Raw genomic sequence first — 15,421 nt, forward strand, 5'->3', positions numbered from 1 at the left:
GCTTGTCTCACCCCTGATTATGGAATATATATAAACCATGACAGGCTCGGGCATCCCTCGCGACGGTCTGACCGACCGCGCGTACGAGACCCTTCGCGACCGCATCCTCGACGGCCGGCTCGCACCCGCCGAGCGGCTCCGGATCGACCGCCTCAGCAAGGAGCTCGGGGTCAGCCACACGCCGGTTCGCGAGGCCCTGAACCGCCTCACCTCCGAGAAGCTCGTGACCCTGGCCCCGTACAGGGGGTTCAGCGTCACCCCGCTCCTCGACATCGAGAGCCTGCGGCTGCTCCTCGAGGCCCGCCGGGTCATCGAGCTCGGTGCGCTGGAGCGCAGCGTCGTCCTCGCGACGGGCTCGGACCTCGACGGGCTCCGGCAGGTCCTGGTGAAGCTCGACGGGATCGTGGCCGAGCCGGAGTTCGACATCGTCAGCTTCAACCAGCTCGACGCGGAGTTCCACCGGATGACGGTCACCCCGTGCCGCAACCCCTACCTGGTCGGTTCCTACGACGACCTCCGGGTCCACCTGCAGATCGCGCGGTACTACCGGGGACGCCCGGCCACGGACTCCCAGCAGGCCCAGAGCGAGCACCACGCGATCCTGGACGCGCTCGCCGCCGGAGATCGGGACGCCCTGGTCGGCGCCGCGTCCCAGCACATCGACACGGTGAGCCGCCGGCTCGCCGGCGAGGGGCCGACGGCATGAGCACCGCCGCGGCGACCGTCATCGACCTGCTGGAACGCGCCGGCGTGACGCGCTTCTACACGGTCCCGGGCGAGAGCTTCCTGGAGCTCATGGACGAGGTCGGGCGGCGGCCCGGCCTGACGCTCGTCTCGACCAGGCACGAGTCGGGCGCGGCCTTCATGGCCGAGGCCGACGCCAAGGTGACCGGGCGCCCCGCCGTCGCCATGGCCACCCGTGCCGTGGGCGCGGCGAACCTGGCCATCGGGGTGCACACCGCTCGGCAGGACTCGACCCCCATGATCGCGCTGCTCGGCCAGGTGGAGACCGATCACCTGGGCAAGGAGGCGTTCCAGGAGGTCGACCTCCCCCGCTTCTACGACGAGATCACCGTCTTCGGGGCCACCGTCCACCGCCCGGACCGGGCGGCCGAGATCGTCGCCAGGGCCTTGCTGCGGTCCACGGGACCGCGCCCCGGCCCGGCCGTCGTCGCGTTCCCCGCCGACGTGCTGGCCGGTGCGGGCGTTCCCGCCGCCCCGCCGGTCCCGGCCGCCGGGCCGGCCGCCACGGACGCCGACGTGGAGCGGGCCTTCGACCTGCTCGCCGCCGCCGAACGTCCCGTCATGATCGTCGGCGAGGGGGCGCAGGACGCGCACCGGGAGCTCACCGAGCTGGCGGAGGCCTTCGGGCTCGGCGGCTACGCGGCCTTCCGCCGCCAGGACACCTTCCCCAACGACCACCGGCACTACCTGGGCCACCTCGCGCTCGGCAGCCCGGCGGACATCACCGGTCCGCTGCGCGACGCCGACGTCGTCCTCGTCCTGGGGAACAGGCTCGACGAGGTCACCACGCAGGCGTACACGCTCCCCGGGGCCGGCTCCGTGGTCGTCCAGGTGGACGCGGCCGCCGAGAACCTGGGCGCGGTCATCACCCCGCGGCTCGCCGTCCACGCCTCCCCCGCCCTGTTCGCCGCGGCGCTGACGCGGCTGGCCCGCCAGCGCGGACACCGTTCCCACTTCCCGTGGGAGCACGCCCGCGCGGGCTACGAGCGGTTCAGCACGCCGGACCCGGAAGCCGTCCCGGTCGACGGCGACGGCCTGCACCCGACCAGGGTCATGGCGACGCTGCGCGCGCACCTGCCCGGCGACACCATCGTGGCGAACGACGCCGGCAACTTCTCGGTGTTCGGCCACCGCTACTGGCGTTTCAACCACCCCCGCACCCAGGTCGGGCCGATCTCGGGCGCGATGGGGTACGCCGTCCCGGCGAGCGTCGCCGCCTCGCTCGCGGCACCGACCAGGACCGTGCTCGGCCTGGCCGGCGACGGCGGCTTCCTCATGACGGGGCAGGAGCTGGAGACGGCCGCCCGGTGCGGCGCCGAGCCGCTGGTCGTGGTCTTCCAGAACGGGCTCTACGGGACGATCGCCATGCACCAGGCGAGGTCGAACGGCCGCCCCGCCGCCGTCGACATCAGCCCGGCCGATCTGGGCGCGTTCGCCCGGTCGCTCGGGGCCACGGCACGCACCGTCGACGCGCCGGACGCGCTGGACGACGCGCTGCGCGAGCTGCTCGCCACCCGGGGGCCGCGGGTGCTGGTCGCCCGCACCTCCGCCGACGTGCTGACGCCGTCGGTCACCCTCAGCGGCCTGCTCGGGGGGCACGCATGACGACCATCGCGCGCATCGAGGCGATCCCGGTCGCCGACCCGCTGGACGTGGCCGCCCGGTACGGGTCGGCGCGCGGCCTGGTCCCCGGCCGGGCCGCGGTCATGGTCCGCCTCGAAACCAGCGACGGGGTCGTCGGCTGGGGCGAGGCGTGGGGTGGCGCACCCGCCACCAGGACGCTCGTCGACGAGCTCGGCGAGACGTTGATCGGCACGCCGCTGCGGCCGTCGTCGAACTGGCTGACCGGCCTCCTGCAGCGCTCCTACCACTACTCGTCGTCCGGCCTGCACGTCGTCGCCGCCAGTGCGCTGGACATCGCGATGTGGGACGCGTTCGCCCGCACGCTCTCCCGCCCCGTGCACGAGCTGCTCGGCGGGCCCACGCGCGACCGGATCAGCTGTTACGCCTCCACCGGGTACGTCACCGTCGACAACGACCTCGGCCGGTTCCGCGGCGTGCTGCAGGAGTCGGCCGACGCGGGCTACCCCGGCGTCAAGATCAAGCTCGGGCTCGGGCGGGCCAGCGACGGCGAACGCGCCCGGATCGCCCGCGAGACCTTCGGCCCCGGCGCCGCGCTGCTCGTCGACTTCAACGGCAACTACACGGCCGACCAGGCGATGCGCTCCCTCGACGCGATCCGGGCGCACGATCTCGGGTGGGCCGAGGAACCGGTCACCCCGGACGACCACGAGGGCCTGCGGCTGCTCCGCCGGAGCGGGGTGCCGATCGCCACGGGCGAGGCCGTCTACACGCGCTTCGGGTTCCGGGACCTGATCGCCGGCCGCCTGATCGACGTCGTCCAACCGGACGTGACCAAGTGCGGCGGCATCAGCGAGGCGCGCGTGATCGCCCACCTGGCCCAGACGTGGAACGTCCGCTTCTCGCCGCACGTCTGGGGCGGCGCGGTCTCGCAGGCCGCCACCGTGCAGCTGCTCGCGGGCGTGCCCACCTACCCGCACACCGACCACGAGCCCGAACCCGTCTGGTTCGAGATGGACCGCGGGGCGAACGCGCTGCGCGACGAGCTCACCTCGGTGCCGCTGGGCCGGGACGGCACCGACGTCCTCGTCCCCCGTACCCCGGGCCTCGGCATCGAGATCGACGAGAAGGCCCTCGCACGGCTGCGGAGCGACCGGTGAGCGGCCGGCGGCTGGCCGTCGTCGGCGGCAACGGCTTCATCGGCCAGGAGGTCGTCCGCCAGGCCGTCGGCGCGGGCTGGGAGGTGCTGACCGTCGACCCGGCGGACCCGCGCCGCCCGGGCTCCGTCCGGGTCCGGCACGCCGCGGTCGGCATCACCGACGAGGAGGCGCTGACCGCGGCACTGACGGAGTTCGCCCCGCACGGCGCGATCAACCTCGCCGCGTACGGCGAGGGCACCGACGGTCTCGCCGGCGGCGCCGGGAGCAACCCGGCGCGCGCCGTCGACGTCAACGTGGTCGGTACGGCCGTCCTGCTGCGGGCCCTGCAACGGGCCGGCTGCCGGCACCTGTCGTGGTCGAGCAGCAGCACCGTGTACGGCCCGCGGGCCTCCTACCGGGAAGGCGTGGTCGACGAAGCGGCGGCGCCCTCCCCGCAGCTGGTGTACGGGGCCACCAAGGTCGGCGCCGAGGAGATCGCTCGGGTGCTCGCCCCCGCATACGGGATCCGCGCGGTCGGCGTCCGGTTGCCGCTCGTCTACGGCAACGGCCGGTGGTACGGCGGGAGCCAGCGGGACCTCGTGACGTTCGCCGAGCGCATCGCGGCGGGCGAGCCGGCCCACCTGCGGGCGTGGACCGACGCCGCGGACTGGATGCACGTCGACGACGCGGCCCGCTGCCTGCTCGAGTGCGCCGTGAACCCGGCGGCCACCGCCCCGGTCTACAACGTCACCGGGCACCGGTCGAGCCTCCACGAGCTCGGGACGGCCCTCGCCGCCGCGGCCGGAACCACCGCGAGCGTCGAAGCGACGGCGGACGGCGCCCCCGACCTCCCCCTCATGGACACCACCCGGATCCGCACCGACATCGGGTTCGCGCCCCGCTTCGCGGACCCGGGGTCGGGCGCGCGCCGGTACCTCGATCCCTCGCAGGAGGACATCCCATGACAGACCTGCCCAGCGCCAGGCTGGCCGAGCTCGGGCTCGTGCTCCCCGACCCCGCCGTGCCGAGCTTCGACTACGTACCCGTCACCGAGAACGCCGGCGTGCTCTACGTCAGCGGCCAGCTGCCCAAGGAGGGCGGCGAGGTCCGGATCACCGGGATCCTCGGCGACGACATCGGCATCGAACAGGCCCAGGAGGTTGCCCGCATCTGCGTCCTGCAGGGGATCGCCTGCGCCGCCGCGCACGTCGGGGGCGTCGACGCGCTGCAGCGCGTCCTGCGGGTCACCGGGTTCGTCGCGAGCACCCCCGGCTTCCACGACCAGCCCCGGGTCATCGACGCGGCGAGCGAGCTGCTCGGCCGCATCTTCGGCGAGAACGGGCGCCACGCCCGCTCCGCCGTCGGGGTCGCGGCGCTCCCCCGGCGAGCACCCGTCGAGATCGAGTTCATCCTGACCGCGCGCACCCCGGAGGCCCGTCCATGAGGTTCCACCCGGCACGTTTTCGCAGGGCGACCGTCCTCGCCACCGCCGCCGTGCTCCTCACGTCCCTCGCCGGCTGTGGCTTCCTCACCGGCAACTCGGCCGCGACCGGCACCGACGGGTCCTGCACGCCCCAGGACCTGCGGTTGGCGACGATCCGGGCCGAGGACGATCCGGCGACCCTGGCCGCCAAGAGGTTCGCCGACTCCATCGCCGCGGCCACGGACCAACGGATCAAGGTTCGGGTGTTCCCGAACAGCCAGCTCGGCGACGTCAACAGCATCTTCGCCGGGCTGAGCTCCGGCCAGGGCGTCGACATGTTCTACGAGGGCATCACGATCTACCCGACGCTGTCGGGGGCGAACGCGTTCACCGTCGTCAGCGTCCCCTTCATGTGGGACAGCTACGAGCAGTTGCTCGGCGTACTGCGGTCCCCCGAGTTCACCCAGCTCTTCGAGCAGGCCGCCGCGCAGACCGGTGTGCGGGTCATCGCCGTCGAGGGTGACGCCGAGCCGCGGGCGCTGTCGGCGAACCGCCCGATCGCCACGCCCGCCGACATGCAGGGGCTCAAGCTGCGGATCGCCGAGGCGCCCATGCCGCAGGCGTTCGCCCGGGCGCTGGGCGCGAACCCCCAGGTCGTGCCGCTGTCCGACCTGTACCTGGCCTTGCGCCAGGGCGTGGTCGACGCCCAGGAGAACGGCGCGATCACGATGATCAACCAGAGCCTGAACGAGGTCCAGGGCTACTACATGCCGACCGACTACATCCGCGACGCCCGCTCCTGGTACGTCAACGACAAGTGGTGGGGCGGGCTGTGCGCCGCGGACCGGGACGCGATCACGAAGGTGGCGACCGAGGCCGGGCAGCTGGACACGGCCGAGGTCGAGAAGCAGCTGGCGGCGGCCGAGCAACAGCTGCGGTCCGAGATCACCGTGGTCGAGCCGGACGTCGCCGCGTTCCGCGCGGCGCTGGACGGCCAGTTCGACCAGTTCGACGGCCGGCTGTGGCCCGCGGGCGTGCTGGACACGGCGCGCAGGATCCGGGACGAGCAACGATGAAGCAGGTACTCACGCTGGCCGAGCCGGGTGCGGAGTCGCGGCTCAGCGGCCCGATCGGCCGCGCGACGCAGGGGGTGTCCGCCGCCCTGTTCATCGCGCTCCTGCTCGTCAACCTGGTGCAGGTCGGGCTGCGGGCCGCCGGGGGCGGGTTCGTCTGGGTGACGGACCTGAGCCAGCTGATGCTGCTGTGGATGGTCATGACCGGCGTGGTGGCCGCCTACTGCCTCGGCGAGCACATCGTGACCGGATACCTCGACACCAAGCTCAGCGGTCGCCCCCAGGTCCTCCTCCTCCTCGGCCTCCGGGTCCTGGAGGTGCTGTTCTTCCTCATCCTGATCATCGCCGGGTACACCGTCGCCACCGTGCGGGCCGGCATCCCGTACGTCCAGCTCGGCATCTCCACCGGCTGGACGTACGCGGCCATCCCCGTCGCCGGGGTGCTCCTGCTCGCGGCCGCCCTGTCCCGGCCGCTCAGCCTGCCGAGCGCCGAAGTCCCCCTCGACGACCTCCCGGAAGGACGCTCGTGAGCACCCTCGACGACCTGACGACCACCGAGTTCGCCGGCCTGTCCCCGCGGCCCCGGCTCGCCCTGATCCCGGTCGGGGCGACCGAGCAGCACGGGCCCAACCTCGCGATGGGGGTGGACTGGCGGATCGCCCAGGCGATCGCCACGAAGGTCGCGGCCGCCCTGTCCCCCACCGTCGTCGCGACGCCGCCACTGCCGTTCGGGCTGTCCGCGCACCACATGGACTTCCCGGGGACGATCAGCATCGGGCCCGACGCGTTCCGGGCGGTTCTGACCGACGTCGCGCGCAGCCTGAAGGCGCACGGCATCACCAAGCTGGTGTTCGTCAACGGGCACCGCGGCAACGAGAACGTCCTCGGCGTCCTGATCACCGAGCTGGCCTACCAGCACGGCATCGAGGCGGCGTCGACGTTCTGGATGACCCAGGCGGCCGACGTCATCGCGCGCCACCGCGTGACCGAGCGCTGGGGACACGCCTGCGAGATCGAGACCGCGGTCGCGATGGCCCTGACCGGGGACCTCGTGCGGCCCGACGCGCTGGAGGCCGGGGATCTCATCGAGGACTACGGCGCGCTCGAGGACAACTACCGGCCGTTCGCCGCCGGCGTCGTCCGCTCCTTCGCCTCCCGCACCCGCAACGGGGTCTTCGGGGACGCCACCCGGGCGACGCTCGCGTCCGGGACGGAGATCAGCGCGGCGGCGATCGAGCGGACCACCGAGTTCGTCCGGGACTTCGCCCGGCGCCCGACCCGACTCGCCGACCAAGGTGGCCCATGGACGTCCTGATCCTCTTCGGAGCGCTGTTCGTCTTCATGGCGCTCGGCCTGTCGGTCTGGGTGTCGATGGGCGCCGCGGGACTGGTGGCGCTGGCCGTCCTCGGGCTCGGCGACGCCACCGACCTCCCGAACGCGATGGCCGAGGGGGTGGGGAACTTCGAGCTCCTCGCCATCCCGTTCTTCATCCTCACCGGCGAGCTGCTCAACCGCGCGGGCCTCACCGACCGGATGGTCGCGCTGCTCATGTACTTCCTCGGCCGGTTCCGCGGGGGCCTGGCGTACGCGACGGTCGGGGCCAACGTCGGGATCTCCGGCGTCTCCGGCAGTGCGCCCGCCGACGCCGCGGCCGTCTCGTCCGTGATGCTGCCGGCGATGCGCAAGGAGGGCTACGAGCCCTCCTACGCCGCCGCGATCAACGCCAGCGCCCCCGTCATCGGCCCGGTCTCCCCGCCGAGCATTCCGATGATCTTCGTCGCGCTGGTCACGCACCTCTCGGTCGGCAAGCTCTTCCTCGGTGGCGTCGTCCCCGCCCTGCTCCTCGCGGCATCCATGGTCGTGGTGATCATGTGGCAGGGCCGGCGCGGCGGGAAGCTGCCCGAGGCCCGCCCCGACACCTACACCGCCGTGTCCCCGCTGTCGCTCCTCGGCCGGGCGCTCCCGGCGCTGCTGGCGCCGCTGTTCCTCGTCGTCGGCATCATCACGGGCTTCGCGACGGTCACCGAGATCTCCATCCTCGCCGCCACCTACGTGCTGTTCCTCGGGCTGGTCGTCTACCGGACGATCACGCCCTCCGACCTGTTCCCGCTGTTCCGCCACAGCGCCGTGAACAGCGCGACGATCATGGTCCTGTTCGCGGTCGTGGGCACCTTCTCCTACGTGCTCACCGTGGGCGGGCTGAGCGAGAACGTCACCGGGCTGGTCGCGGCACTCGACGTCGGCCCGGTCGCGTTCCTGCTCATCGCGATGGTGTTCTTCCTGATCGTGGGGATGCCGATGGACGCGGTGCCGGCCATCCTGATCTTCCTCCCGATCCTGCTCCCGGTGGCCGAGGACCTCGGGATCGATCCGATCCACTTCGGCGTGATCGTCGTGGTCAACCTGATGATGGGCCTGTTGACCTGGCCGGTCGGCGCACTGCTGTACGTGGTCACGAAGACGAGCGGGGTCCCGTTCGGCCGGCTCAGCGTCGCCGTGCTGCCGTTCTTCGGCGCGATGCTGGTCGTCCTGCTCCTGCTCGCGCTGGTGCCGGGGCTGGTGACCTGGCTGCCCAACCTCCTGCTCGGACCGTGATCGGAATGCACCTGCGCGCCGGGTCCGGCGATGGACTCCGGCGGGCTTGATCAGCGCTTGCGACAACGGCAGGCCACGGCGCGATCAAGGGCTGATGGTCGCTGTTGGAGATCAACTAGCGACCATTTCGCCTTGATCGCCGACACCGGCGCATCACGGTCGCGCTTTCGGCGCCCACTCGGGTCCCACCGGATCGACGCGGTCACCGCGGTGACTGGACCTCCGTCGTCCCGGCCCAGTGCACGGGCAAGGCCGGGTTGCCCGCGGAGGAGCCGCCGTCCACGCGCAGGACGGCGCCGGTGGTCCACCCGGCGTCCGGCGACGCGAGGAAGAGCACCGCGCCCGCGACGTCGTCGGGCTGCCCGATCCGCCCGAGGGCGTTGCCGGAGACGGCGGCGGTGTACTCCTCGGTGACCGGGTTGACCTCCTGGCTGCTGCCCGCGACGTAGCCCGGCGACACGGCGTTGACGCGGATCCCGTGGCCGCCCAGCTCGACGGCGCAGGACCGGGTGAGCATCTCCAGCGCGGCCTTGGACGTGCAGTAGTGCGACGCGCCCGGCCGCGCGCGGATCGCCGCGCCGGAGGCGAGGTTCACGACGCTCGCCGGTCGCTCGGCGGCGACGGCCAGCCGCCCGAGGGCCACGGTGGTGAGCATCGGGGCCCGGGTGTTGATCGCCAGCACGTGGTCCCACATCGCCGCGGTCATGTCGAGCAGCGGGGTGGCGGGCCAGATGCCGGCCGCGTTCACCAGGACGTCGACCGGCCCGGAGCGCTCCCACGCCCGGTCGACGACGGCGCCGGCGCCGGGATCGGACAGGTCCGCGGCGATCGCGTCGACGGCCACACCGTGCGTCGCGGCGAGCGCGTCCACGCTCGCGCGCAGCGGCTCCTCCCTGAGGTCGACGCCGGTGATCCGGTCGCCCGCCGCGGCGAACCTCGCCGCGATCGCGCTGCCCAGACCGCCGGCCGCGCCGGTGACCAGTACGTGCCGTGTCACGAGCCGTTCCCTTCCTCGCGGATCGCCTCGTCCAGCTGGACGAGGTTGTCGCGGCGGCGCTCCCGGCCGCGCTCCAGCTCGCCGATCAGCGCGAGCACCGCCACGATGCCCGGGCACGCGATCCCGTGCTCGGCCGCCACCCGGAGCACCGGACCGTACTGGGCGGGCACCTCGGTGGGCCGGTGCCGCACCGCGATGTCGCGCCAGATCCCCGTCCGGGTCTTCGGCTGGGTGCGCAGCCAGGCGCAGAACCGCTCGAGTGCGGCGCGGGTGCGCTCCGGCGGCGCGTCGACGGGGAAGGCGTCGGCCTCCCACGCGTCGAACGACTCCGGGGCAATGCCCCGCGCCGCGGCGACCGCGTAGACCTCCCGGGCCAGCGCGACGGTGAGGTCGGGGAAGGCCGCGATCGTGTCGAAGATCGGGTCGTCGACGGCGGCGCTGGCCGCGCCGACGATGCCGTAGGCGAGCTTCGACCACAGGAAGCCCGCGACGTTCCCGCTCGCCACCGCGGGACCCCACGCCTGCAGGTCGGCGACGAGCGCGCGCACCCGCGGGCTCACGGTGCCGTCGAGCTCGCCGACGACCAGCGCGCCCGGCCCACCGTCGGCGATCACACCCGGCTCGACCAGGTCGGCGAAGAGGTTCACGAACGCGGAGACGGTGCGCTCGGCGCCGACCTGGGCCGCGATCTCCGGCTCGCACAAGCCGTTCTGCAGGCTCGCGACGTAGCCGTCGACGGCCAGGCGGGGCGCGATCCACCGCGCGGCGGTCGCGGTGGCGTGCGCCTTCACGGCGAGGATCACCCCGCCGAGCGTCCCGGTCACCTCGTCCGGCGCGCATGCCGCGAGGCGAACGCTGCGCTCGGTGCCGTCGGCACCGCGGATGACGAGCCCGCGCTCGCGGATCGCCGCCACGTGCGCGGCGTCCGTGTCCACGATGTCCACGTCGTGGCCCGCCCGGGCGAGGTGGAACGCGAGCGTCCCGCCGATCGCCCCACCACCGACCACCGTGTACGACCCGCTCACCAGCGCCCGTCCTTCACCGCTCGCTCCAACCATGACACCGCCACCGGCAGCACCGCCTCGTCGACGTCGAACCGGGGCGAGTGCGGCGGCCCGGGGGTGTCGGACCCGACGATCGCGTAGGCGGCCACGCCACCCGCGTCCTGCACCGCGCGCATCAGCAGGCTCGCGTCGTCGCTCGCCCCGAGGGGATGCGTGGCCCGCACCCGCGCGAGTCCCTCGGCCGCCGCGGTCAGCGCCCCCGCCACCGACGCGTCCGTGTGCGCGGCCGTGGCGTGGCCCGTGCGCACCAGCTCGACGTCGGTCTCGTGCATCTGCGCGGCCGCGCGGACGACGACCTCGGCGCGGCGGGCGAGCTCGGCGGCGACGTCGGCCGTGTCGGCGCGCGTCTCGAAGGCCAGCTCGGCCTCGCCCGCGATCACATTGGCCGCCACACCAGCCTCGAGCCGGCCGACGTTGATCCGGGTCACGGCGCCGGCGAACGGCGGGAGCGCGTGCAGGTTCAGCGCGGCGGTGGCCGCGGCGAGCAGCGCGTTGCGGCCCTGCTCCGGCGCCTTCGCCGCGTGGGCCTGGCGTCCGGTGAACCGGGCGAGGTGCTTCGAGGTGGCGATCAGCTCGGTGGCCGACGGCGCGAGCACGCCGCTGGGCAGCCCGAACGCGAGGTGGGCGGCCACGAGCACGTCGACGCCCGCGACGACCCCGGCGGCCACCATCGGCCCGGCGCCGCGCACGCCCTCCTCCGCGGGCTGGAACAGCAGCCGCACGCTGCCCGGGAAGTCGCGCGGGGACAGGGCGGCGGCCAGCGCGAGGCCGACGGCGACGTGCCCGTCGTGGCCGCACGCGTGCATCACGCCGGGGTGCCGGGACGCGAACCCGTCGCGGGACGGGACGTGCGCCCGGTCAGTGGTCTCGCCGATCGGCAACGCGTCCATGTCGAACCGGAGGGCGACGCGCGGGCCCGGCCGCTCGCCGTCGAGGTCGGCGACCACGGCGGTGCGGCCGCCGGACAGCCGCGCCACCTGGTCGGCGGACACCCCTTCCGCCCGGGCGCGTTCGGCGGCGGCGTCGAGCACCGCGGCGGGCGGGAGGCCGGGGTGCCCGGCGGGGTCGACGACGTCGGCGCCGGAGCGGACGCGCCAGCCCAGCTCCCGCACCGCCGCCTCGACGCGCGCGGCGGTGCGGATCTCGGTGAAGCCGAGCTCGGGGTGGGCGTGCAGGTCTCGCCGCACCGCGACCACGTCCGTGACGTCGAGGGGTGTCACTGGGGCAGGTCCGGGCCGCGGGTGGCGAACTCGGCCCGGGCGGCGTCGAACAGCTCCGGGTCGGCGAGCAGGTCGGCGCCCGCGCAGGCCAGCGCGGTGGCCATCCGCAGCATCGCCTCCTGCGCGCGGGGCTGCGCGACCGCGTCGGCCATCGCCTCGGAGTGCGTGGGGGTGCCGCGGTCCATCACCTGCAGGTACGGGTGGACGGCCGGCAGCACCAGGCTCACGTTGCCGATGTCGGACGAGCCCGTGCCGCCACGCAGCACCGGCTGCTCGACCGGCACGCCCTGGCGCCGCAGGTGGTCGGCGACCCGACCGGCGATCACGTGGTTGTTCTTGCGCTCGGCGTAGGCGATCCCGCGGGTGATCGTCACGGCGGTGCCGGTCGCGCGGGCGGCCCCCTCGGCGACGGCCTCGACCCGATGCGCGAGGTCGGCCACGACGTCGCCGGTCAGCGCCCGCACCATGAACGCCGCCCGGGTGTAGGCGGGCACGACGTTGGGGGCCTCGCCGCCGTGGGTGATGACGCCGTGCATCCGGCTGGTCTCGGGGACGAACTGGCGCAGTGCGTCGACCCCGACGAAGAACTGGATCATCGCCGCCAGCGCGCTGCGGCCCTCGTGCGGCGTCGCGGCCGCGTGGGCCGCCTTCCCGTGGAACTCCACGGTGAACGGGCAGGTGGCGGTGGCGTGGCGGACCGGCATCGTCGTGTCGCCCGGGTGGAACATCAGCGCGGCGTCGACGCCGTCGAACACGCCCGCGTCGAGCAGCAGCACCTTGCCACCGCCGCCCTCCTCGGCGGGGGTGCCGATGCACTGGACGGTGCCGGGCAGCTGGGGCGCCGCCCGGCGCAGCGCGAGCGCCGCGCCCGCGCCGCCGGCGGCGATGAGGTTGTGCCCGCAGCCGTGCCCGATGCCGGGCAGCGCGTCGTACTCGCAGAGGAACGCCACGACGGGCGCGCCGGCGCCCGCGGTGGCGCGGAACGCGGTCGGCAGCCCGCCGACCCCTTCCTCCACCGCGAAGTCGTCGCCCAGCAGCCCGGTGAGCCGGCGCGCGGCGTGCCTCTCCTGCATCGCCAGCTCGGGGTGGGCGTGCAGGTCGAGGCTCAGCTCGGTCAACGACCCGGCGAGGCGGCCGACCTCCTCCTCGATCCGGTCGTGGATCGCGGCGGGTGCGCCGGTCACTGCAGTACCTCCTCGAGCACGCGCTCGGCGTTGGCGCCGAGGATCTTGGTGATGTCGCCGTCGGACCAGCCGTTCCGGACGAGCCAGCCCGCCGCGTTGCGGGGCGCCTCGGCCGGGTTCTCCATGCCGGCGACGTGGTCGGGCAGCGGGACGTCCGCGCGACCGGGCACCGGCTGCGGGGACCAGCCCGCCGCCGCGTACAGGCCGGTGTGGTCGCCGAAGAACGTGTCGGGGCCGAGCCCGACGTGCGCGACGCCGACCAGCTCCGCGATGTACGCGACGTGCGTCATCACGGCGTCGAGGTCGTGCGCGGGCCGCCCGTCCACGCGGGTCGACCCCGGCGCGGCCTCCACGCCGATCACGCCGCCGGTGTCGGCGACGGCCCGCAGCACGTCGTCGGGCTTCATGCGTGCGCTCGGCCAGCAGGCGCGGGCCCCGGCGTGGGTGATCACGACGGGGGCGCTGCTGCTCCGCGCGGCCTCGATGCTGGTGCGGTCGCCGACGTGGGAGAGGTCGACGAGCATGCCGAGCCCGTTCATGACGGCGACGGCCTCGCGGCCGAGGCTCGTGAGGCCCTCGTCGTGGGCCTGGCCGAGCCCGCCGCCGAGGGCGTTCCCGGTGTTGTAGACCAGGCCCGCGGACCGGTAGCCGGCGACCTGCAGGTCCACGATGCCGTCCAGGTCGGAGCCGATGCTGCCCAGGTCCTCCAGCGCGAGCAGCACCCGAGGGCCGCCCGCGTCGACGTCCTCATCGATGTCCGCGCGCAGCGCGGCCGCCCAGCGCAGCAGCCGCTGCTGGTCGGGCTCGGCGAGCGAGCTGGCGAGCACCACGTCCAGGCCCGATGCGCGCAGGCCGTCGTGGCCGAGCCGGTCGGTGCCGGCGCTGCTCTGCTCGGCCCACGTCCGCGGGGTGAGCGGGTCGGGCAACCGGATCGGGTGGTCGTGCAGCGACACCACCGGGCCGGCGAGCAGCCGCTCGACGCGCTCGCGCTGGACCGCGGTGAGCTCCTGCTCGTAGGGCGGGAGGCGGTCGACGTCACTGGCGAGGGTGATCATGCGCGCATCGCCACGTCGCCGGTGTCCACGGCCCTCGTCTCCTTCATGAAGACGAAGAACAGTCCGGTGACCACGGCACAGGCGCTGACGTACAGCGGTACGGCCCACAGGTTGTCGCGCGCCCCGAAGAACTGCATGACGCTCGGGGCGGTGCCGCCGAAGATCGCATTCGAGATCGCGTACGGCAGCGCGATGCCGATGGTGCGCACCTGCGGCGGGAACAGCTCGGCGAAGACCGTGGCCAGGTTGGAGTGGTTGAGCGACAGGAACGCCATGCCGACCAGCGATACGACCAGCACGCTGGCGAAGCTCGCGTCGAGCATCGACAGCAGCGGGAACGGCAGGATCACGAACGCCACCGCGTAGACGAGCATCGTGGGCTTGCGCCCGAAGCGGTCGGACAGGAGCGCCGCGAACGGCAGGAGCACCACGAAGAAGGCCAGCGCGATCGTATTGGCCAACTGCGCGTCCGCGGGGTCGGCGCCTGCGGTCAGCGCCGCGTAGGTGGGCAGGTAGGTCAGCCACATGTAGGTGATCACGGAGCCGGCGATCGAGATGCCGAACACGAACCACGCCCCGCGCCGGTGCCCGGCGGCCATCGCACCGAGCGGCTTGTGCTCGCGCTGTCCCGCCTGCTCGAGCCGCCGGAACGCCTCCGGCTCGTCCAGCCTGCGCCGGATGTAGAGGCCGACCAGCCCGATCACCGCGCCGAGCGCGAACGGCAGGCGCCAGCCCCACTCGGTCAGCGCGGCGTGGTCGAGCACCCGGGTGAGGACGGTGGCGCACAGCGACGCGCACAGGATCCCCAGCACCACCGACACCTGCTGGAAGGACCCGGCGAACGCGCGGCGCCCCGGCTTCGCCCACTCGACGAGGAACGACGCGGACGTCCCGAACTCGCCGCCCGTCGAGAACCCCTGCAGCAGCCGGCCGGCGATCAGCACCGCGGGGGCGACCCAGCCGACCGCGCCGTAGGTGGGCGCCACCGCGATGAGCAGGCTGCCCAGCGCCATCAGCAGGATCGTGAGCGTCATGCCGTGGCGGCGGCCGTACCGGTCGGCGTAGACCCCGAGCACCGCGGCGCCGACCGGGCGCATGAAGAAGCTGATCGCGAACACCAGCAGCGTCGAGAGCGTCGCCGACGCGTCCCCGCCCGGGAAGAACTGGCCGGCGAAGTAGGCCGCGAAGAAGCCGTAGACCGACCAGTCGAACCACTCGACGAAGTTGCCGATCGTGCCGCCGACGAGCGCGCGGCGCGTGCTCCGCGCGCTGCCGTGCTCGGCCGTGGTGGACGGGGTCATGTGCTGCTCCACGCGTGAAGGGAACGGAAGGTCGACTTCCATGCT

Annotated in this window: 15 protein-coding genes; 9 read left to right on the forward strand and 6 right to left on the reverse strand. The window is 73.8% G+C overall.

Features of this window, described 5'->3' with window-relative positions; all coding sequences use genetic code 11:
• Positions 1-37: 37 nt before the first annotated feature.
• From ACU436_RS05325 to ACU436_RS05365, 9 genes are read left to right on the forward strand one after another with little or no spacing between them, the layout of a single operon-like run.
• Positions 38-706, forward strand: a complete 669-nt coding sequence (locus tag ACU436_RS05325; RefSeq protein ID WP_459022174.1) for a GntR family transcriptional regulator — start codon at positions 38-40, stop codon at positions 704-706.
• Entirely contained in the window at positions 703-2,349 is a 1,647-nt protein-coding gene (locus ACU436_RS05330; RefSeq protein ID WP_459022176.1) for a thiamine pyrophosphate-dependent enzyme, read from the forward strand. Before ACU436_RS05325 ends, ACU436_RS05330 begins: the two co-directional genes overlap by 4 nt.
• Complete coding sequence (locus tag ACU436_RS05335) at positions 2,346-3,485, forward strand: mandelate racemase/muconate lactonizing enzyme family protein (RefSeq protein WP_459022178.1); 1,140 nt, start codon at positions 2,346-2,348, stop codon at positions 3,483-3,485. Before ACU436_RS05330 ends, ACU436_RS05335 begins: the two co-directional genes overlap by 4 nt.
• Positions 3,482-4,429 (forward strand): NAD-dependent epimerase/dehydratase family protein, encoded by a 948-nt coding sequence (locus ACU436_RS05340; protein ID WP_459022180.1) that lies wholly within the window; start codon positions 3,482-3,484, stop codon positions 4,427-4,429. Before ACU436_RS05335 ends, ACU436_RS05340 begins: the two co-directional genes overlap by 4 nt.
• The gene (locus tag ACU436_RS05345) at positions 4,426-4,908 is read left to right on the forward strand and encodes a RidA family protein (RefSeq protein WP_459022181.1); all 483 of its coding nucleotides are present in this window, start codon (positions 4,426-4,428) and stop codon (positions 4,906-4,908) included. Before ACU436_RS05340 ends, ACU436_RS05345 begins: the two co-directional genes overlap by 4 nt.
• The gene (locus tag ACU436_RS05350; RefSeq protein WP_459022183.1) at positions 4,905-5,963 is read left to right on the forward strand and encodes a TRAP transporter substrate-binding protein; all 1,059 of its coding nucleotides are present in this window, start codon (positions 4,905-4,907) and stop codon (positions 5,961-5,963) included. The genes ACU436_RS05345 and ACU436_RS05350 overlap by 4 nt, the downstream gene beginning before the upstream one ends.
• Positions 5,960-6,490, forward strand: coding sequence for a TRAP transporter small permease (locus ACU436_RS05355; RefSeq protein WP_459022185.1), 531 nt, complete (start codon positions 5,960-5,962; stop codon positions 6,488-6,490). Before ACU436_RS05350 ends, ACU436_RS05355 begins: the two co-directional genes overlap by 4 nt.
• The gene (locus ACU436_RS05360) at positions 6,487-7,275 is read left to right on the forward strand and encodes a creatininase family protein (RefSeq protein WP_459022187.1); all 789 of its coding nucleotides are present in this window, start codon (positions 6,487-6,489) and stop codon (positions 7,273-7,275) included. The genes ACU436_RS05355 and ACU436_RS05360 overlap by 4 nt, the downstream gene beginning before the upstream one ends.
• Entirely contained in the window at positions 7,263-8,555 is a 1,293-nt protein-coding gene (locus ACU436_RS05365) for a TRAP transporter large permease (protein ID WP_459022189.1), read from the forward strand. The genes ACU436_RS05360 and ACU436_RS05365 overlap by 13 nt, the downstream gene beginning before the upstream one ends.
• A 202-nt stretch (positions 8,556-8,757) precedes the next feature.
• Here ACU436_RS05365 and ACU436_RS05370 read toward each other — a convergent pair whose 3' ends face one another.
• From ACU436_RS05370 to ACU436_RS05395, 6 genes are read right to left on the reverse strand one after another with little or no spacing between them, the layout of a single operon-like run.
• Positions 8,758-9,552 carry an SDR family NAD(P)-dependent oxidoreductase gene (locus ACU436_RS05370; protein ID WP_459022191.1) on the reverse strand — a complete coding sequence of 265 codons (795 nt, stop codon included), beginning with the start codon at positions 9,550-9,552 and terminating at the stop codon, positions 8,758-8,760.
• Positions 9,549-10,577: a ketopantoate reductase family protein gene (locus ACU436_RS05375; protein ID WP_459022193.1), complete on the reverse strand. Its 1,029-nt coding sequence runs from the start codon at positions 10,575-10,577 to the stop codon at positions 9,549-9,551. Before ACU436_RS05375 ends, ACU436_RS05370 begins: the two co-directional genes overlap by 4 nt.
• On the reverse strand, positions 10,574-11,836 hold the full coding sequence (locus ACU436_RS05380; protein ID WP_459022195.1) for an amidohydrolase: 1,263 nt from the start codon (positions 11,834-11,836) through the stop codon (positions 10,574-10,576). Before ACU436_RS05380 ends, ACU436_RS05375 begins: the two co-directional genes overlap by 4 nt.
• Entirely contained in the window at positions 11,833-13,020 is a 1,188-nt protein-coding gene (locus ACU436_RS05385; protein WP_459022197.1) for an amidohydrolase, read from the reverse strand. Before ACU436_RS05385 ends, ACU436_RS05380 begins: the two co-directional genes overlap by 4 nt.
• On the reverse strand, positions 13,017-14,075 hold the full coding sequence (locus tag ACU436_RS05390) for a dipeptidase (RefSeq protein WP_459022199.1): 1,059 nt from the start codon (positions 14,073-14,075) through the stop codon (positions 13,017-13,019). Before ACU436_RS05390 ends, ACU436_RS05385 begins: the two co-directional genes overlap by 4 nt.
• Complete coding sequence (locus ACU436_RS05395) at positions 14,072-15,376, reverse strand: MFS transporter (RefSeq protein WP_459022201.1); 1,305 nt, start codon at positions 15,374-15,376, stop codon at positions 14,072-14,074. Before ACU436_RS05395 ends, ACU436_RS05390 begins: the two co-directional genes overlap by 4 nt.
• Positions 15,377-15,421 lie beyond the last annotated feature (45 nt).

The sequence above is a fragment of the Pseudonocardia wallangbongensis genome, from assembly GCF_054486945.1.

What these genes read in the sequence shown, in the direction of transcription:
- ACU436_RS05325 (WP_459022174.1), top strand. Translation starts at nt 38, where the DNA reads ATGACAGGCTCGGGCATCCCTCGCGACGGTCTGACCGACCGCGCGTAC.
- ACU436_RS05330 (WP_459022176.1), top strand. Translation starts at nt 703, where the DNA reads ATGAGCACCGCCGCGGCGACCGTCATCGACCTGCTGGAACGCGCCGGC.
- ACU436_RS05335 (WP_459022178.1), top strand. Translation starts at nt 2,346, where the DNA reads ATGACGACCATCGCGCGCATCGAGGCGATCCCGGTCGCCGACCCGCTG.
- ACU436_RS05345 (WP_459022181.1), top strand. Translation starts at nt 4,426, where the DNA reads ATGACAGACCTGCCCAGCGCCAGGCTGGCCGAGCTCGGGCTCGTGCTC.
- ACU436_RS05350 (WP_459022183.1), top strand. Translation starts at nt 4,905, where the DNA reads ATGAGGTTCCACCCGGCACGTTTTCGCAGGGCGACCGTCCTCGCCACC.
- ACU436_RS05355 (WP_459022185.1), top strand. Translation starts at nt 5,960, where the DNA reads ATGAAGCAGGTACTCACGCTGGCCGAGCCGGGTGCGGAGTCGCGGCTC.
- ACU436_RS05365 (WP_459022189.1), top strand. Translation starts at nt 7,263, where the DNA reads ATGGACGTCCTGATCCTCTTCGGAGCGCTGTTCGTCTTCATGGCGCTC.
- ACU436_RS05390 (WP_459022199.1), bottom strand. Translation starts at nt 14,075, where the DNA reads ATGATCACCCTCGCCAGTGACGTCGACCGCCTCCCGCCCTACGAGCAG.
- ACU436_RS05395 (WP_459022201.1), bottom strand. Translation starts at nt 15,376, where the DNA reads ATGACCCCGTCCACCACGGCCGAGCACGGCAGCGCGCGGAGCACGCGC.